This window comes from Campylobacter showae, from assembly GCF_004803815.1.
Classification (GTDB): Bacteria; Campylobacterota; Campylobacteria; order Campylobacterales; family Campylobacteraceae; genus Campylobacter_A; species Campylobacter_A showae.
The window spans coordinates 173,725-188,467 of record NZ_CP012544.1; the positions used below are offsets into that span (position 1 = coordinate 173,725).

A 14,743-nucleotide genomic window follows, 5' to 3' on the forward strand; every position below is an offset into this window, starting at 1 on the left:
TTGCATAGCCGAAAGGAGATTGCTGCAGGTTAAATTTTAAGCGACATCCTAGATCAAATTTATAAAAATTTGGGCGACGAAATAAAAAATTTAAACGTGCAGCGCGTTGTGGTAGGGCTGTTTTTCACGGGCGTAAAGCTAAGCAATGGCGTTTGCGGCGTGAGCTTCACCCCACTAAAGTCCTTTCCGCAGGCCGTTTGCTGTCCGTCGCAAACCGCGGTAATGCCAAATTCCGGCAACATCTGCGGCAAAAACGTAAAAACGCTTTTAAAGGATTAATTAGCGGCAGGCCTTTTAAAAGCCCATGACTGTAGCCTGTTCTAAATCGTGCTTTTGCAGACGTGTTATGAGCGCTCTGGTAGTCCTATGTGACTAAATTTAAGGCCGATCCTTTTGACGAGCTAGCTATCAAGCGCAGCTCGTTTAGCGTGATCGTGGGTGCACTGGTGCCTTATATCAAATTTATAATGAAAGCAGCCTGGATTTTTACATTTTGGAGCTTGATAAGAGCGCGCTAAAAGTCGATGATCTCAAGTGCTTTTACCGCAAGAAGAGGCTGTGGACGCGATCGGGGCGGCCGACAATCTCAGCATAACCGTCGTCACGCTACTAAACGACACGCTGGAGGAGATATTGAGTCTAAAAAAGAGCGGTGCCGACGTCATCGTCGTAGGTCCAACCGTTTTGATGTCGCCTAAAGCGCTTTTTGATAGAGGCGTGAGCTGTGCGGGCGGCATTTATACTACGCGCGTGGGCGATTTTTTAGACGTGATTGTGCAGGCCGGTTTGGAGTATCGTTTTTCGGCAAATTTACGGAAAAATTTGTAATGAGTTGCGAGAGTCCGGCTTCTAAAATTTGGAAAATTAACGATCAAAATGCATAAAACCAAATTTGGCTAAATTTGCAGTTTGGTGAGTGATTTTGTTTAATGTAAAATCACCGGCTTGATATTAAATTTAAAACGAAAGTAGATAAAAATCGATTCTAAATTTATTCAAATTTATAAGAGCTTCGTCAAATCCAAAAAAGGGCCGAGCAAACCGCCCGACCCAAATTTATGCTAGCAAATTTTAATAAAACGAACTAACCTTGCCCGTCAAATTTATCATGATATTTTTCATCTGAGTGTAGTGCTCGAGGATGACTTTGTGCGTTTCGCGGCCGATGCCAGAGCTCTTGTAGCCGCCAAACGGGCTGCCCGCCGGGATCTGGTTGTAGCAGTTTATCCACACGCGGCCCGTCTCCATCGCGCGAGCGGTGCGGATAGCGCGAGTGATGTCCTGTGTGAAGACGCCGCCGCCTAGGCCGTATTCGCTGTCGTTTACCATCTTTATCAGCTCATCCTCGTTTTTAAATTTGATCACGACGCCCACAGGGCCGAAAATCTCCTCTCTGGCTACACGCATATCGTTGCTCACGTCCACTAGCAGCGTCGGCTCGACGAAGCTATCGCCCGCAGCCGCTAGTTTGCCTCCGACGGCGATTTTAGCGCCCTCTTTGACGCCGATGTTGATATACTCGACGATCTTGGCGGCTTGTTTGGCGTTGATTTGAGAGCCCATCTGCGTCTTTGGATCCAGAGGATCGCCGACTTTTAGGTTTTTAAATTTCTCCACCGCCGCGGCGATAAATTTGTCGTAAATTTTCTCCTCGACAAATATCCTGCTGCCCGCGCAGCAAACTTGCCCTTGGTTAAACAAAATGCCCATCTGAACGCCGTCTAGAGCTAGATCAAAGTCCGCGTCGGCGTAGATGATGTTGGCTGATTTGCCGCCTAGCTCGAGCGTTGCAGGGATGATTTTTTCAGCTGCAGAGATAGCGATCTCGCGTCCGATCTCGGTCGAGCCGGTAAATGCGATCTTGTCGATGCCGCTGTGTTTTTGCAAAAACTCGCCCGCGCCGCTGCCTTTGCCCGTAATCACGTTTACGACGCCTTTTGGCAGTACGTCTTTGATGAGGCGCATTAGCTCTAGCACGCTCAAGCTCGTTTCAGACGACGGTTTTAGCACGCTCGTGTCGCCCGCGGCGATGACCGGAGCTAGCTTCCATGCCGCCATCAAAAACGGGAAATTCCACGGCACGATCTGTGCTACGACGCCGATAGGCTCGCGCAAGATGAGTGAGAGGTGCTTTTCCTCGAGTACGTTCGCGCTACCTTCTTCGCCCTGGATCACGCCTGCAAAATACCTAAAATGCTCCGCTGCGTACGGCACATCCACGTTTAGTGTCTCGCGGATAGGCTTGCCGTTATCCATCGTCTCGACCGTAGCCAAAAAGTCTTTGTTTGCGTCGATTATATCGGCGATTTTGAGCAAAATTCTGCTTCGCTCGCTTACGGTGCTATGGCGAAACGTCTTAAACGCTTCGCGCGCGGCCTTAACCGCCGCATCCACGTCCTCTTTGCTCGCGTCCGCGATCGCGGCTAGCTTTTTGCCAGTGGCGGGATCAAACGTATCTAGCGTCTTGCCGCTGCTTGCGGGGACGAATTCGCCATTTATAAAAAGGCCGTATTTTTCTTGTAACTTAACCATTTTTTCTCCTTTAAAATTATTTAATAACTGAAATATTACTCCTCCATTATAAATATTTTGATAATTAGAAAATAATCGTTATCAAAAATTTGAGCGGAAATTTGACAGGATTTTTAGGTTAAATTTGCGGGGAATATTTTAAATTTTACTTGCCGAGACCCGCAGATTTACAATGCTAAATTTGGTTTTGTCAAATTTGGCATTATAAATTAGATTTTTTTGCACAAATCAATCTTCCTTGTTAAGGAGGAAGGGGCTTTACTTCGCCTGCGGCTCGTAACCGCAAGCAAACCTACTTACGAAGCGTCGCCTTCCTTTACTTCGCGCTCGTAACTGTCCGAGACAGACCCTCTCCCAAGCCCTCTCCAACCCCACTGCACGTTAGAGGTGGCGACGCTGCTTTGCTCTGCGAGCAAAGCAGCGTCGCAGGTTTAAAATTTGCATTTTCAAAATGTGGGTCTCAGTGACTCAAATTTACAAAATTGACTTCAAATTTTGAACGCAAAAAGTTAAGGCGAAGTATTTTTTCTTTAGACGAGGCGGAAATGAGCCGAGCGAGGGCGCATACAAGTACTATGTAACCGAGCTTCGGCGATATTTTTAACGATGTATAAAGGAAAAAGACAAGCCGCAATCACTTTGCAAGATCGGCGAGAACCTTCGCCGCATGCTCTTTTGCCTTCACGCTCTTATACACCTTCGCGACTTTGCCGTCTTTGCCGATCACAAAGGTCGAGCGCGCGATACCCAGATACTCTTTGCCGTAGTTTTTCTTGACCTGCCAGACGCCGTAGAGTTTGGCGACTTCGTGCGTGGGGTCACTTAGCAGGATGTGTTTTAGGCCCTGTTTTTGCGCAAAGCCGGCGTGTGATTTGACGCTATCGGGACTAACGCCCACGATCACGGTGTCTTTGGCGATAAAATCGTCGTAAAGTGCGCTAAATTCGCATGCCTCGGTCGTGCAGCCCGGGGTGTTATCCTTTGGGTAAAAGTACAGCACGACGTTTTTGCCGACGAAGTCTTTTAGGCTGATGCTAACGCCGTCGCTGTTTTCTAGGGTAAAATTTGGCGCCGTATCGCCCGCTGCTAGCGTGATCTTGCGCTCCAAATCCTCTTTTGAAAATTCGCTCATTTTTGCTCCTTTCTAATCTCCTCAAGCGTCTTGCCGCCCGAGCCTATCGAGCTTGCGTCGTATGTTTCGATATAAATTTGCACTCGCTCGCGATTTTTGCCCAGCACGCGCACCATGGTGTCGGTCATCTCCTCGACCAGCTTTTGCTTTTGCTCTTTTGTCGGCTCAGGGCCTGCCATTTTGACGTTTATGAAAGGCATTTTTTCTCCTTAAATTTGATAAATTCGGGCTAATTATATCAAAATTTGACCCGTTATCCGGCTCGCTTTTGTTTTAAAATTTAAGCCCTTTTATTAAAATATAGCTTTAAATTTTATATTTAAGTAAAGTTTAAAGCTAGTATGATTATTATGTGATTTGGTAGTAGTAAAATTAGCTAAATTTATCCAAAAGGAGCGAATATGCGTAAGAATTTTTTCGGTTCTATCGTTTTGGCTGCGGCCTTAGTGGGCAGCGCGTTTATAGCGGTGCCGCAGACTGCGAGTGCGGGCGTTTTGGCGCATCAGGTAAAAACCCAAGGTGAGCTTGGTTCGGTGTTTATCAACCCATACGACGTGGCGCCACTAACCGCTATCATCGATCGCGCGGGCAAGGACATCAAGGATATCCACGTGCGGGTGCTGGGTAAGCCAAATGGCGGCATCGACATCGCCTACAACGTCTCCGAGCATGCGCTGCTGACGCATGACGGCGTGCCGATCTGGGGGTTGTATCCAGACTATCTAAACGAGGTCGAAGTAAGCTACGTTTTTAACGGCGAAAAGAAGGTCGAAAAGTATAAAATTTACGCTCAGCCGATCGTGACGTATAGCCGCGATTATAGATTTAGCCACATGCAAAAAATGAAGGTCAAAAAGGTCGATCCTGCGTTTAAAAACAGGCTCTATCTCATCAACAACACGATCACGAGCGTCTATAAGCCGCTTGATTGGAAAAACGGCGGCGCGGCCAGCTGGAACGACTTCACCGAAAATTTTGTCGTCGATACGCAGGGCGAGGTCAGATGGTATCTGGATTATCAGAAATTTTACGACCGCAGCGAGCGTAGAGTGATGGACGGCGGCATGATGATGGGCTTTCATCAGCTGCCAAACGGCGATCTGAGCTGGGGCATGGCGCAGCGATATATGCGCTACGATATGATGGGCAAGGAGGTGTATAATCGCGAGCTACCGCGCGGCTACATCGACCTTAGTCACGAGGTGATGCCGCTTAAAGGCGATCACTTACTGCTTCGCGTCGGTAAATACAACTACCACCACGCAGACGGCAGGCTCTCGCACACGATCAGAGATCACATCATCGAAGTGGACGGCAGCGGCAAGGTCGTGGACGAGTGGGATCTGAATGAAATTTTCGGCAAAAACGTTTATCGCAGCAACCTAATCAAGGCTCTTGACGCTCGCGCCGTGTGCCTAAATATCGATATGGACGCCAAAGAGATCAAAATCAGCGACGATCTGCCTTTTGGCGACGTGACCTCGACCGGCACTGGACGCAACTGGGCGCACGTAAACTCGATCTCGCACGATCCTAGCGACGACGGCATCATCCTCTCGCTTCGCCACCAAGGCATCGTCAAGATCGGCCGCGACAAAAAGGTAAAATGGATCCTCGCATCGCCTGAGGGCTGGAGCGCGGACTTTAAAGAAAAAGTGCTAACTCCGGTGGATAAAAACGGCAACAAAATCAAATGCGAAAACTCAAAATGCGAGGGCGATTTCGACTGGTCGTGGACGCAGCACACCGCGTGGCTCACTCCGCGCTACGATAACAAGGGCAGCGTAAAGCACATCAGTGTATTTGACAACGGTGACGGCCGCGGTATGGAGCAGCCTGCGCTAAAAGAGGAAAAATACTCTCGCGCGGTCGAGTATAAGATCGACGAGAAAAAAGGCACGGTAGAACAGACGTGGGAGTTTGGCAAGGAGCGCGGATTTGACTTTTACAGCGCGGTTACTAGCGTCGTGGAGTGGCAAAAGGATAAAAGCACGTACTTCATCTCAAGCTCGAACGTCTATCTGTTAAAGCCCGATAAAACGATCAAAATGGTGCTAGTGGAGATCGATCCGAAAACAAACGATATCAAATTTGAGATGGACGTTGAGTCTGCGTCTAGAGACGACGTGGCATACCGCGCGATGGTGATCGATCCAAATATCTTTGAATATTAAATTTAACCTTTCTGGTTTAGTTTTTCTAGCCGCCGCTAAAACTAGGCGCGCGGCTGGATTCGGTAATTGTGCGGCGAGTTAAATTTGAAATGAAATTTGACTCGCCGCTTTGTTTAAATTTAGCTCGTTAAATTTACCGAGTTTAGCTCGCTTAATCTCAAATTTACCCTTTCTTTTATACAATCTTTCAAATTTACCGCAAAGGAATTTGATGAAAAGGGTTTCCAAATTTATACGAATTTTGGTTGCCGTTTGCTTGCTCGGCATCGGCGCAAACGCGCTAGAGGAGGGCACGGACTACCAAGTGCTAGAAAAGCCGTTAAACGCACCAAAAGATAGCGTCGTAAAGGTCTTTAGCTATGAGTGTCCGCACTGCTATAAATTCGATAAAACCGTCACGCCCAAACTCTTTAGCGAGCTAGACGGAGTCAAATTTATCCCGTATCACTTAAAAACCAAAGGCAAGCTGGGCGAAACGGCGAGCAAAATTTTTGCCGCGATGATCGCTCTAGACGAGGTTAGCGACGTTAGTTTGCTAAGCGACAAGTCTAAATTTAAAAAAGCCAAATTTGCGATCTACAAGGCTACTCACGACAAGAACGACGATTTTAACGACGGCAAGGACAAGGCGAGATTTATCCAGACGGCTCTTAGCGCAGCAGGCGTGAGCGACGCAGACTACGACAAGGCTCTAGCTAGCGAGCGCGCTCAAGAAATTTTAAAAGCGTGGAACAATAGCTACGACGTGGCGAAGATCCAGGGCGTGCCTGCGTACGTGGTCGGTGGCAAGTATCTCATAAACGTGAAGGCGATCGGCTCGGTAGACGCGATGGCGGCGGCAGTCAAGGAGCTGCTGGCAAAATAATGGACTACAATATCGAAAACAAGGGCTTTGTCTGCTTTGTGTATAACTTGCAGCGAAGGCGGGCGTTTTGGGCGGCGTTGCTCGCAGTTTTAACGGTTAAATTTATCTTGTGCGAGCTGTTTTTGGGTGGTGCGGTTGCGGACGCGCTTGTTGTGAAGCTGCGCTTTGCGACGCTGTTTGCGGCGTTTGGCGTGTGCGTGGCGATGTGCGCGCCTAAGGTTTTTGGTGTCAAGCTGGCGGGATTTTTCCTGATTTTTTTGGGCGTGATATTTGGGCTTGATTACTCCACTAGCGATTTTAGCGGCGTTAGCGAGATTAGCTTTCCTTTTGCGCTACCGCTAAATGAAATTTACCCGAGCCTGTTTGCGTCTGATTTTAGTGCGGCGAACGAGGCGGGATTTATCAAAATTTACTCGTGGGCGAATTTTGCGTTTTTTGCGGTGTTTGGGGCGTTTTGTCTGGTGATGATTTTGAGCTGGTTTGTGTATAACGCGCGCAGTAGCGAAATCAATCGAATTTAAATCTAAGATTCCCCGGCTCGGCTGGATTTTAAATAGTTTTCGGCTAGGATACTCGGGTCACGGACGACCAGTCCGCTCCCGTCGTATCCGCCAAAAACTATTCAAACTACACACAATCCGTCTGGAATATTTATCTTATAGCTTACTAAATTTACAAATTTAACGTTTTCAAGATGCGGGTCTTGACGAGTAAAATTTGAGCTAAAATTTACAAATTTGACTTCAAATTTGAAAGTAAAAAGATAAGGCGAAGTATCGCGAGATGGATTTAAGGGTTGCGACGTAAAAATTTAGCGAAGATAAGACACGTAGTCTATCAAGCTAAATTTTTACTAGCTCCGTTAAAGACGCTTGCGAGACAAGCCGCCAAATTTAGACTATTCGCCGCTTAGCAGTATATACCCACTCTCGCTAATATTTTTAAATTTAACTCCCAGCTCCCGTTTCAGCCTCAGCACGACGTTTTGTATCGCGCCCTTGCTAGGCAGCTCGCCCTCATAGACGAACTCCTCGATCATCTCGTAGCTCACGAGTTTGTTTAGGTTATACGCAAAGAGCCAAAAGAGCTTATTTTGCAAAAAGGAGAGATAAATTTCTTCGCCGTTTTTGTAGATCTTTTCTTTGGCGAGATTTATGCTAGTTTGCGGGCCCAGGCGCACGAGCTTTTCGCCCTTTTCGTAGGTTAGAGCCACTAGCAGACGGCACAAAGCGGCGATATCGACGGGTTTTTTTAGAAACGATGCCGCGCCGTGCTCGATGCTTTTGATGAGGTTGTTGTCGGTGTCGTATGAGGTAAAGACGATAAATTTTTGCGCGGGTTTTATGCGCATCATCTCCTTCATCATTTCAAAGCCGTTCATCGCGGGCATGTGGATGTCGGTGATGACGATGGCGGGAGCTAGCTTTTTAAAGCGCTCCAGCCCCTCTAGCCCGTCGCCCGCGCCCCAGACGCTTAGGCAGTATGGCTTTAGTCCGCCTATTAGCAGCTCCCTTGCGATCTCGTCGTCCTCGACGATGAGGACGCTCAGGTCTTTAAGCAGCTTCAAATGCTCTTGCATCTTATTCCTTTAAATTTATCTCAAAACTTAACTCAAACGTCGTCGGATCGCCCGCGCTTAGTAGCTTGACGTCGCCTGAAAGCTTCTCGTTTGCGAGCTTTTTGCCAAAATACAGCCCGATACCGCTTCCTTGCTTTTTGGTAGTTTTTGGCTGGGTTAAAATTTTATCCCGAAGCTCCTTGCTCACGCCGCTGCCGTAGTCCGTGACGGATATTTTGCACATGCCGTTTTCAAATTTGACTTCGATAAAAATTTGCCGCTTGGCGATTTCGTCTTTGTATCGCTCCACGACTGCGTCCTTAGCGTTGTGAATGAGGATGAGTAAAATTTGCTGCACGATGCCCATCCGCTGCGTGGCCTCTTCGTCTTGAAACTCGCGCAGGCTTACTGCGACGTTTGCTTTGCTAAGCTCGGTGTGCATGAGTTTTAGTAGGTCTTTTATGCAGCGCTGCACGCTAAATTTTTGCGGGCTGTCGCTCGTTTTATAAAAATTTCTAAAAATCTCGATCGTATCGCTTAAAAGCACGGTCGCGGCTTGCCCTTTTTGTAGCATACTTTGTAGCGTCGCGGCATCTAGCTTGCCGTCTTTTTGCAGCATAAGTAGGCTTGATATCATCAAATTTAGCGAATTAACCGGCTGGATAAACTGATGATTTATGCCGCTGATTAGCTCGCCCGCCTCACTCATACGGGCTTTGTGCTTGAGCAGAGCTTCGTAGTCGTCTTGCAGGTTTTTGATTTTTGAATACATAAAGTTGTGGAGGAAATTTGCCACCAGCGCTAGCGCCGCGAACGCAAAAAGCAAGATGAGGGCGTTTTTTAGCACGGAGTTAAGCAGCGCGGCGAGCTCCTTTTCGTTATCGGTGCCGGCTCCTATAAACCAGTTTAGCGTGGGGATCTCAGCGACGGAGATGAAATTTGAGCCGATATTTAGGCTCGTGATGTCCTCATCGCGCAGAAAAAGCTCTTTAAATTTATCCTCGATCTGCTTTTTTAGCGCCGCATCCTTCATCGGCGTTAAAATTTCGCCGCCGTGAGTGACGATAAAGGCGTAGGAATCGGGTGCGAGCTTAAATTTTTCCATATTTTTTAGTATGTTTTGCAGCTTCACCACTCCGCAAAATACCCCCACAAACGAGCTGCCGTCTAGCACGGGCACGCATAAATTTAGCGTCGGCTCGCCTAAAATTTTATGGCGCTGCATAAAATTTACCGTGGGTGCGAGCGTGCTTTTGGTCTCCTCAAACCACACAAGCCCCGTGCGCAAGCTCTTTGGCATCGCTTCATCGTCTGCTAGCTCCTTGCCGTCCACGAAAATTTCTCCATCCTTGCGTAAAAACTGCAAGGCATCAAATTCCGCTGAGTTTTCTTTGAAAAGTCGTATGAAGGCGCCGAGCTTTTCGCTATCTTGCGAGATGCCCGCGTTTTGCATAAATTTAGCCGCGCGCACCAGCGAGTGCAGTCGCTCGTCCAGCCAAAACGAGAAATTCCCGACGATATTTTCGCTCGCGACGATCTTGTTTTTATCCGCGAGCGCCGTGATCTGCGTCTTGGCGTCCTCGTAGTTTTTCACGCCCAAAAGCACCACGAAAAGGCTTGCGAAAATGATGATGAAGTAGATTTTAAAATTATGTTCGCGTAAGGCTTTCATACGGCGAGTATAGCAAAAATCGGTCTAAATTTAGACCGATTTAAGCTTTTTTCAGAGTTAAAATTTTGCAAACGAACATCGCTGCAAGCACGACGAAGCAGACGCCAAAGCCGATCAGCGTGCAGTCGGCCATCGACATAAATTTGCTGGATGGGATCAGGTACCAGCCGTCCTCGTAAAGATCGACGAGATACTTCTGAAAGCCGCTTAGCGTGACGCCGTCGGGAACCATCGGATTATCGTAGCCGCAGTCGCCCGTAGGCAAGAACCAATCAGGCGCCCATTTTTCAAGCGGCAGGCCGAACGGATAGTGCGGCTCGGTCGAGCAGCCCTGCACGCCAAACGGATCGTCTCCATGCACGGCGTCGTGGATTTTGATTAGTTTGGCGCTATACATTATGCCCTGGATCGCGCCCCAAAAGGCTAGTAGGTAGCCGAGCGCGGCGAGAAGTAAATTTTTAGGATTTACGATCGCGACCAGACCTCCTAGCGCCATGCACAAAAAGGCAAAGCGGATATAGACGCACTGCTCGCAAGGAGGCATATAGACGTAGTTTTGAAACAGCGAGTGCGCGAGGATCACGAGTCCCACGCTCACCGCTATGAGGATCGCCCACGGCAGGCGGCTATCGCCGAATTTCGCTATTTTTTCCGCAAATTTCATGCTCGCGCCCTATTTTTTGAGCAGCTCTTCTACTAGCTGCGCCATTCCGTCAATGGAGCTGATGGACTTCGTCATGATGAGGTATTTGCCGTTTACGACGAAGGCCGGCACGCCTTGGATCTTGGCTACGTCGTAGCTCTCGTCCCATTTTTTAAGCAGTTCGGCGACTTTCGGATCTTCTAGCTTCTTTTGATAATCCGCTTCGCTAATGCCCGCCGCATCAAGCCCCGTCTTTAAAAACGCAGCCTCGTCCTTGCCGTCGCTCCAGCGCTGCTTTTGATCGTGATAGGCCTTGTAGTAGGCAAATTTTGCCTTTTTAAACAGCGAGTTTTCATCTAGCAGGCTCACGCCCTTTTCCTCATCCATCACGACCAAAACGGCAAAAATTTTACTCGCTGCCTCGCCGTATTCGCCCTTGGTTTTTAGATGAAACGGCACGTATTTTAGCCCTGCGACCTTTTCTACGACCTTCGGCGTGACGGTTTTGTCGTATTTGTAGCAAAACGGGCATGCGTAGCTAAAGACCTTAACCAGCGTGTTTTGCTCCACAGGCAGCGGTTTTTGCAGCTTTACGTAGTCCTCGCCCTCGGTAAACGCGGCTGCGCTTATGGCGCCAAACATCGCTACGGCTAGAAAGCCTTTGCTAAATTTAGAAAGTAGATTCATGGAGTGCTCCTTAAAATGATTTCGTTTGGGTTAATTTTATATCCTCTCGCCGCCGCAAAACTCACGCTAAGATAAATTTTAGATTAAATTCGTAAAATTTGGGTTAAATTTTAGCGGAAAATATAAAAATTTAAATTATTTTTTGGATTTAAGCTATTTATAATAATAGCGTGATTTTCACGTTAGAAATATTCAATAAAATTACGGCAATGAAACGATTTACCATTATAAAGGAGAAAAGATGAAAAGAACTCTATCATCGCTCGCCCTAGCTGCGGCGTTACTCGGCGGTCTAAGCACGGCTGCACTTGCTATCGGCGGACCTAGCGGCGCGCACATAGACTACGGCATCCCGGGCAAAATCGGCGAAGTGGTCGTAAATCCGTACGACATCGCGCCTCTAACGGCGGTGATCAAAAACGGCGGCTACACGCTAGCAAACGCGAAAGTCACTATCGTGCCAAAACCGGGCGGTCAGGTTATCAGCTATAAAGTCGCCGACAAGCACCTGCGCACGCACGGCGGAATACCTGTTTTCGGACTTTACCCTGACTATCAAAATACCGTCGAGGTCGAGTACGATAAAATTTACAAGGGCCAAACCGAGCACGTAAAAGAAAGCTATAAAATTTACGCTCCGGCGATTTATCTAGAGAGCTCTGGCATGCCGTCTCAAAAGGGCGCGCTGTTTGATAAAATCGAAGTGATAAAGGCTCCGAGCGCGAAATTCGCTAACCGCCTCTACTACGTAAATAACTTCGTAAATAAAACCGGCAAGGGCACCAAAGTCGTGTGGAACAACCCGGCCGGCGGCGCGATCGAGTGGAACTACAGCCCCAATAACTTCATCCTAGACACTAAAGGTGAAGTGCGCTGGTATCTGGAGCCGAGTAAAATTTACGACCTCAAGCAGCCGTTTAGCGCAGGCGTCATGATGGGCTTTAAGCAAAACGACGACGGCGCGATGACATGGGGTTACGGCCAAAGATACGCCAAATACGACATAATGGGACGCGAAATCTTTAACCGCGAGCTACCTGCGAGCTACAACGACTTCTCGCACTCTATGGACGTTGCGCAAAACGGGCATTATTTCCTCCGCGCGGCAAACGCCAACTATAAACGCGCCGACGGCAAAAACGTCCGCACCGTGCGCGACGTCATCGTCGAGGTTGATCGCGACGGCAACGTCGTGGATGATTTTAGGCTGTATGAAATCTTAGATCCGTACCGCGACATCGTGCTAAAAACTCTCGATCAGGGCGCCGTGTGCCTAAACATCGACGCTAGCAAGGCAGGCCACACCGCGAGCACGGACGAGCTAGCCGCGATGGATACGAACGAAAAATGGGGCGACATCGTGGGCTCGGGCCCTGGACGCAACTGGGCGCACGTAAATAGCGTGGATTATGATCCAAGCGACGATAGCATCATCATCTCCAGCCGCCACCAAGACGCCGTCATCAAGATCGGCCGCGACAAAAAAGTCAAATGGATAATGGGCGCGCATAAGGGCTGGAAGGATCAGTTTAAGGGCTACTTGCTCCAGCCGGTAGATAAAGACGGCAAAAAGATCGTCTGCGAGGACGAGTACTCAAAATGTCCGGGATATGAGAGCGAAAAGGGCGGATTTGACTGGCAGTGGACGCAGCACACGGCATTCCGCATCGATAGTAAGTCTAAAAAGGGCGTAGTGTATCTCACCGTCTTTGACAACGGCGACACCCGCGGCATGGAGCAGCCTGCGATGGCGGGTATGAAATACTCCCGCGCGGTCGTTTATAAAATCGACGAAAAAGCTAAAACCGTCGAGCAGGTCTGGGAGTACGGCAAACAGCGCGGCAGCGAGTGGTATAGCTCGGTCACTTCGCTAGCGCAGTATCAAGACGACCTTGATAGCGTGATGGTTTACTCGGCGGTTGCGGGTATGCAGTTTGACATCGCCAAAGGCCGCCCGGTCGGCGTGCCTAGCCCTCACATCGACGAGTTTGAATGGGGCGCAAAAGAGCCGTCAATCGAAATCAAAATGACTAACGCGATGGGCTATCAGGCGTTTCCGTTTAGCCTAGAAAAGGCGTTTGAGAAGTAAAATTTAAAATTTAGCGGCTCCCGGCCGGTGCGCTTTGGGGCTGCTTTTTGGTAAGTTTGGATTTTGCGCTTGCGACTCGGTTAAATTTGCCCGCTCAAATTGATGGGTCGCAGGTTTTAAATTTAGATCAAATTCGATCTTGTAAGAGGTAAAATTTAGGCTCGCGTTTCCATCCTTTGCGCTAGTCTAAATCTTACCTTTTCCTGCCAAGCGTTTGGGAAAATAGGACTCCGAAAGACAATAGCAACGCCTAAACGCTTGGATTTTTACTGCTGCTTAAATTTACCCGTTTGCTTCATAAATTTCGCTCCGATTTTTAAAATTTACACCCTTGTTGCCGTAAAACCGATATAATCAACAAAAACGACGGAGGCGAAATATGCAAAAATTTGTCGAGCAAAAATTTATCGGCGAGCGCGCGATGTTTGGCGCAAAGGACGCGGAGTTTGAGCGGTGCGGGTTCGCAGCGGGAGAGTCGCCGCTAAAGCACGGGCAAAATTTGTGCCTAAAAAACTGCACTTTCGAGTGGAAATATCCGTTATGGTACACTAAAAACGTCGCCGTAGAGGACGGATTTTTGATGCAGATGGCGCGCGCTGGCATCTGGTACGCGCAGGAGGTTAGCTTTAAAGATACGCTAATCCAGGCGCCAAAATCCTTTCGAAGGTGCCAAAACGTGAGGCTAGAAAACGTAAATTTGACCCAAGCCGAGGAGACACTGTGGAGCTGCGAGGATGTGGAGATAAAAAACGTCTGCGCGCGAGGGGATTATTTTGCGATGAACTGCAAAAACGTGCGCGTTTACGGGCTAAATTTGGACGGGAACTACGGCTTTGACGGCTGCAAAAACCTACTCGTCGAGGATAGCAAGTTGCTTAGCAAAGACGCCTTTTGGAACTGCGAGAACGTGACCGTGCGAAATAGCTTCATAAGCGGCGAATACCTCGCGTGGAACAGCAAAAACGTGACCTTTGAAAACTGCGTGATAGAAAGCCTGCAAGGGCTTTGCTACGTGCAAAATCTCGTGATGCGCGGCTGCCAGACGATAGATACCACGCTAGCCTTTGAATACTCAAGCGTGGACGTGGAAATTTTGGGCGGCATAGCTAGCGTGAAAAACCCGCTCTCAGGCGTGATAAAGGCAAGCGAGATAAGCGAAATTATAATGGACGAGGAGTGCGTAGATCCTGTCGCGACTAGGATAATTTTAGAAAAATAGCGGTTTTTGCCGACTCGTATTTTCACTTATACTTATGCTTGCGGTCGCAACTGCAAACGGAAGGAAATAACGTCCAAACTCGGTTGCTACTATATGTATCCTGCTGGGCTAGTTTCTGCCTCGTATATTTGTTGCGAGCATAAGCGTAAAGTAAAAAGTAAAATGCTTCGCT

General features: G+C 48.4%; 15 protein-coding genes. 8 read left to right on the forward strand and 7 right to left on the reverse strand.

Annotated elements, in window-relative coordinates:
• Positions 1 to 69 precede the first annotated feature (69 nt).
• The 3 genes from CSHOW_RS10345 to CSHOW_RS10355 all read left to right on the forward strand — a co-directional run bounded on the left by CSHOW_RS10345 (position 70) and on the right by CSHOW_RS10355 (position 828).
• The gene (locus CSHOW_RS10345) at positions 70 to 279 is read left to right on the forward strand and encodes a DUF4213 domain-containing protein (protein ID WP_002949331.1); all 210 of its coding nucleotides are present in this window, start codon (positions 70 to 72) and stop codon (positions 277 to 279) included.
• Between the two features lie 89 nt (positions 280 to 368).
• Positions 369 to 518 (forward strand): hypothetical protein, encoded by a 150-nt coding sequence (locus CSHOW_RS10350; protein WP_002949328.1) that lies wholly within the window; start codon positions 369 to 371, stop codon positions 516 to 518.
• Between the two features lie 40 nt (positions 519 to 558).
• Positions 559 to 828 carry a Rossmann-like domain-containing protein gene (locus CSHOW_RS10355; protein WP_232502014.1) on the forward strand — a complete coding sequence of 90 codons (270 nt, stop codon included), beginning with the start codon at positions 559 to 561 and terminating at the stop codon, positions 826 to 828.
• Between the two features lie 243 nt (positions 829 to 1,071).
• Here CSHOW_RS10355 and CSHOW_RS00900 read toward each other — a convergent pair whose 3' ends face one another.
• From CSHOW_RS00900 to CSHOW_RS00910, 3 genes are all read right to left on the reverse strand, one after another.
• The gene (locus tag CSHOW_RS00900) at positions 1,072 to 2,532 is read right to left on the reverse strand and encodes an aldehyde dehydrogenase family protein (RefSeq protein WP_002949324.1); all 1,461 of its coding nucleotides are present in this window, start codon (positions 2,530 to 2,532) and stop codon (positions 1,072 to 1,074) included.
• A gap of 634 nt (positions 2,533 to 3,166) precedes the next feature.
• Positions 3,167 to 3,664 carry a thioredoxin-dependent thiol peroxidase gene (gene bcp / locus CSHOW_RS00905; protein ID WP_002949322.1) on the reverse strand — a complete coding sequence of 166 codons (498 nt, stop codon included), beginning with the start codon at positions 3,662 to 3,664 and terminating at the stop codon, positions 3,167 to 3,169.
• Positions 3,661 to 3,864 carry a tautomerase family protein gene (locus CSHOW_RS00910; protein WP_002949321.1) on the reverse strand — a complete coding sequence of 68 codons (204 nt, stop codon included), beginning with the start codon at positions 3,862 to 3,864 and terminating at the stop codon, positions 3,661 to 3,663. The genes bcp and CSHOW_RS00910 overlap by 4 nt, the downstream gene beginning before the upstream one ends.
• Positions 3,865 to 4,065: 201 nt before the next feature.
• Here CSHOW_RS00910 and CSHOW_RS00915 point away from each other — a divergent pair, with 201 nt between their 5' ends.
• From CSHOW_RS00915 to CSHOW_RS00925, 3 genes are all read left to right on the forward strand, one after another.
• Positions 4,066 to 5,838: an aryl-sulfate sulfotransferase gene (locus CSHOW_RS00915; protein ID WP_002949320.1), complete on the forward strand. Its 1,773-nt coding sequence runs from the start codon at positions 4,066 to 4,068 to the stop codon at positions 5,836 to 5,838.
• Positions 5,839 to 6,049: 211 nt separating this feature from the next.
• Positions 6,050 to 6,703, forward strand: coding sequence for a thiol:disulfide interchange protein DsbA/DsbL (locus CSHOW_RS00920; protein WP_002949318.1), 654 nt, complete (start codon positions 6,050 to 6,052; stop codon positions 6,701 to 6,703).
• Positions 6,703 to 7,224 (forward strand): disulfide oxidoreductase, encoded by a 522-nt coding sequence (locus tag CSHOW_RS00925; protein ID WP_002949315.1) that lies wholly within the window; start codon positions 6,703 to 6,705, stop codon positions 7,222 to 7,224. Before CSHOW_RS00920 ends, CSHOW_RS00925 begins: the two co-directional genes overlap by 1 nt.
• Positions 7,225 to 7,601: 377 nt before the next feature.
• Here CSHOW_RS00925 and CSHOW_RS00930 read toward each other — a convergent pair whose 3' ends face one another.
• From CSHOW_RS00930 to CSHOW_RS00945, 4 genes are read right to left on the reverse strand one after another with little or no spacing between them, the layout of a single operon-like run.
• Positions 7,602 to 8,282 (reverse strand): response regulator transcription factor, encoded by a 681-nt coding sequence (locus CSHOW_RS00930; RefSeq protein ID WP_002949310.1) that lies wholly within the window; start codon positions 8,280 to 8,282, stop codon positions 7,602 to 7,604.
• A gap of 1 nt (position 8,283) precedes the next feature.
• Positions 8,284 to 9,933: a sensor histidine kinase gene (locus CSHOW_RS00935; RefSeq protein ID WP_002949308.1), complete on the reverse strand. Its 1,650-nt coding sequence runs from the start codon at positions 9,931 to 9,933 to the stop codon at positions 8,284 to 8,286.
• 40 nt (positions 9,934 to 9,973) lie between these two features.
• Positions 9,974 to 10,597, reverse strand: coding sequence for a protein-disulfide oxidoreductase DsbI (gene dsbI, locus CSHOW_RS00940; protein ID WP_002949306.1), 624 nt, complete (start codon positions 10,595 to 10,597; stop codon positions 9,974 to 9,976).
• 9 nt (positions 10,598 to 10,606) lie between these two features.
• The gene (locus CSHOW_RS00945; protein ID WP_002949304.1) at positions 10,607 to 11,263 is read right to left on the reverse strand and encodes a thiol:disulfide interchange protein DsbA/DsbL; all 657 of its coding nucleotides are present in this window, start codon (positions 11,261 to 11,263) and stop codon (positions 10,607 to 10,609) included.
• A gap of 241 nt (positions 11,264 to 11,504) precedes the next feature.
• Here CSHOW_RS00945 and CSHOW_RS00950 point away from each other — a divergent pair, with 241 nt between their 5' ends.
• Both CSHOW_RS00950 and CSHOW_RS00955 read left to right on the forward strand, forming a co-directional pair.
• Positions 11,505 to 13,352 carry an aryl-sulfate sulfotransferase gene (locus CSHOW_RS00950; protein WP_002949302.1) on the forward strand — a complete coding sequence of 616 codons (1,848 nt, stop codon included), beginning with the start codon at positions 11,505 to 11,507 and terminating at the stop codon, positions 13,350 to 13,352.
• A gap of 379 nt (positions 13,353 to 13,731) precedes the next feature.
• On the forward strand, positions 13,732 to 14,571 hold the full coding sequence (locus CSHOW_RS00955; RefSeq protein WP_002949298.1) for a DUF3737 family protein: 840 nt from the start codon (positions 13,732 to 13,734) through the stop codon (positions 14,569 to 14,571).
• Positions 14,572 to 14,743 lie beyond the last annotated feature (172 nt).

Excerpts from the sequence above, each read along its gene's own strand:
- CSHOW_RS00900 (WP_002949324.1), bottom strand. The coding sequence starts at position 2,532 with ATGGTTAAGTTACAAGAAAAATACGGCCTTTTTATAAATGGCGAATTC.
- bcp (WP_002949322.1), bottom strand. The coding sequence starts at position 3,664 with ATGAGCGAATTTTCAAAAGAGGATTTGGAGCGCAAGATCACGCTAGCA.
- CSHOW_RS00910 (WP_002949321.1), bottom strand. The coding sequence starts at position 3,864 with ATGCCTTTCATAAACGTCAAAATGGCAGGCCCTGAGCCGACAAAAGAG.
- CSHOW_RS00915 (WP_002949320.1), top strand. The coding sequence starts at position 4,066 with ATGCGTAAGAATTTTTTCGGTTCTATCGTTTTGGCTGCGGCCTTAGTG.
- CSHOW_RS00920 (WP_002949318.1), top strand. The coding sequence starts at position 6,050 with ATGAAAAGGGTTTCCAAATTTATACGAATTTTGGTTGCCGTTTGCTTG.
- CSHOW_RS00925 (WP_002949315.1), top strand. The coding sequence starts at position 6,703 with ATGGACTACAATATCGAAAACAAGGGCTTTGTCTGCTTTGTGTATAAC.
- CSHOW_RS00930 (WP_002949310.1), bottom strand. The coding sequence starts at position 8,282 with ATGCAAGAGCATTTGAAGCTGCTTAAAGACCTGAGCGTCCTCATCGTC.
- CSHOW_RS00935 (WP_002949308.1), bottom strand. The coding sequence starts at position 9,933 with ATGAAAGCCTTACGCGAACATAATTTTAAAATCTACTTCATCATCATT.
- dsbI (WP_002949306.1), bottom strand. The coding sequence starts at position 10,597 with ATGAAATTTGCGGAAAAAATAGCGAAATTCGGCGATAGCCGCCTGCCG.
- CSHOW_RS00945 (WP_002949304.1), bottom strand. The coding sequence starts at position 11,263 with ATGAATCTACTTTCTAAATTTAGCAAAGGCTTTCTAGCCGTAGCGATG.
- CSHOW_RS00950 (WP_002949302.1), top strand. The coding sequence starts at position 11,505 with ATGAAAAGAACTCTATCATCGCTCGCCCTAGCTGCGGCGTTACTCGGC.
- CSHOW_RS00955 (WP_002949298.1), top strand. The coding sequence starts at position 13,732 with ATGCAAAAATTTGTCGAGCAAAAATTTATCGGCGAGCGCGCGATGTTT.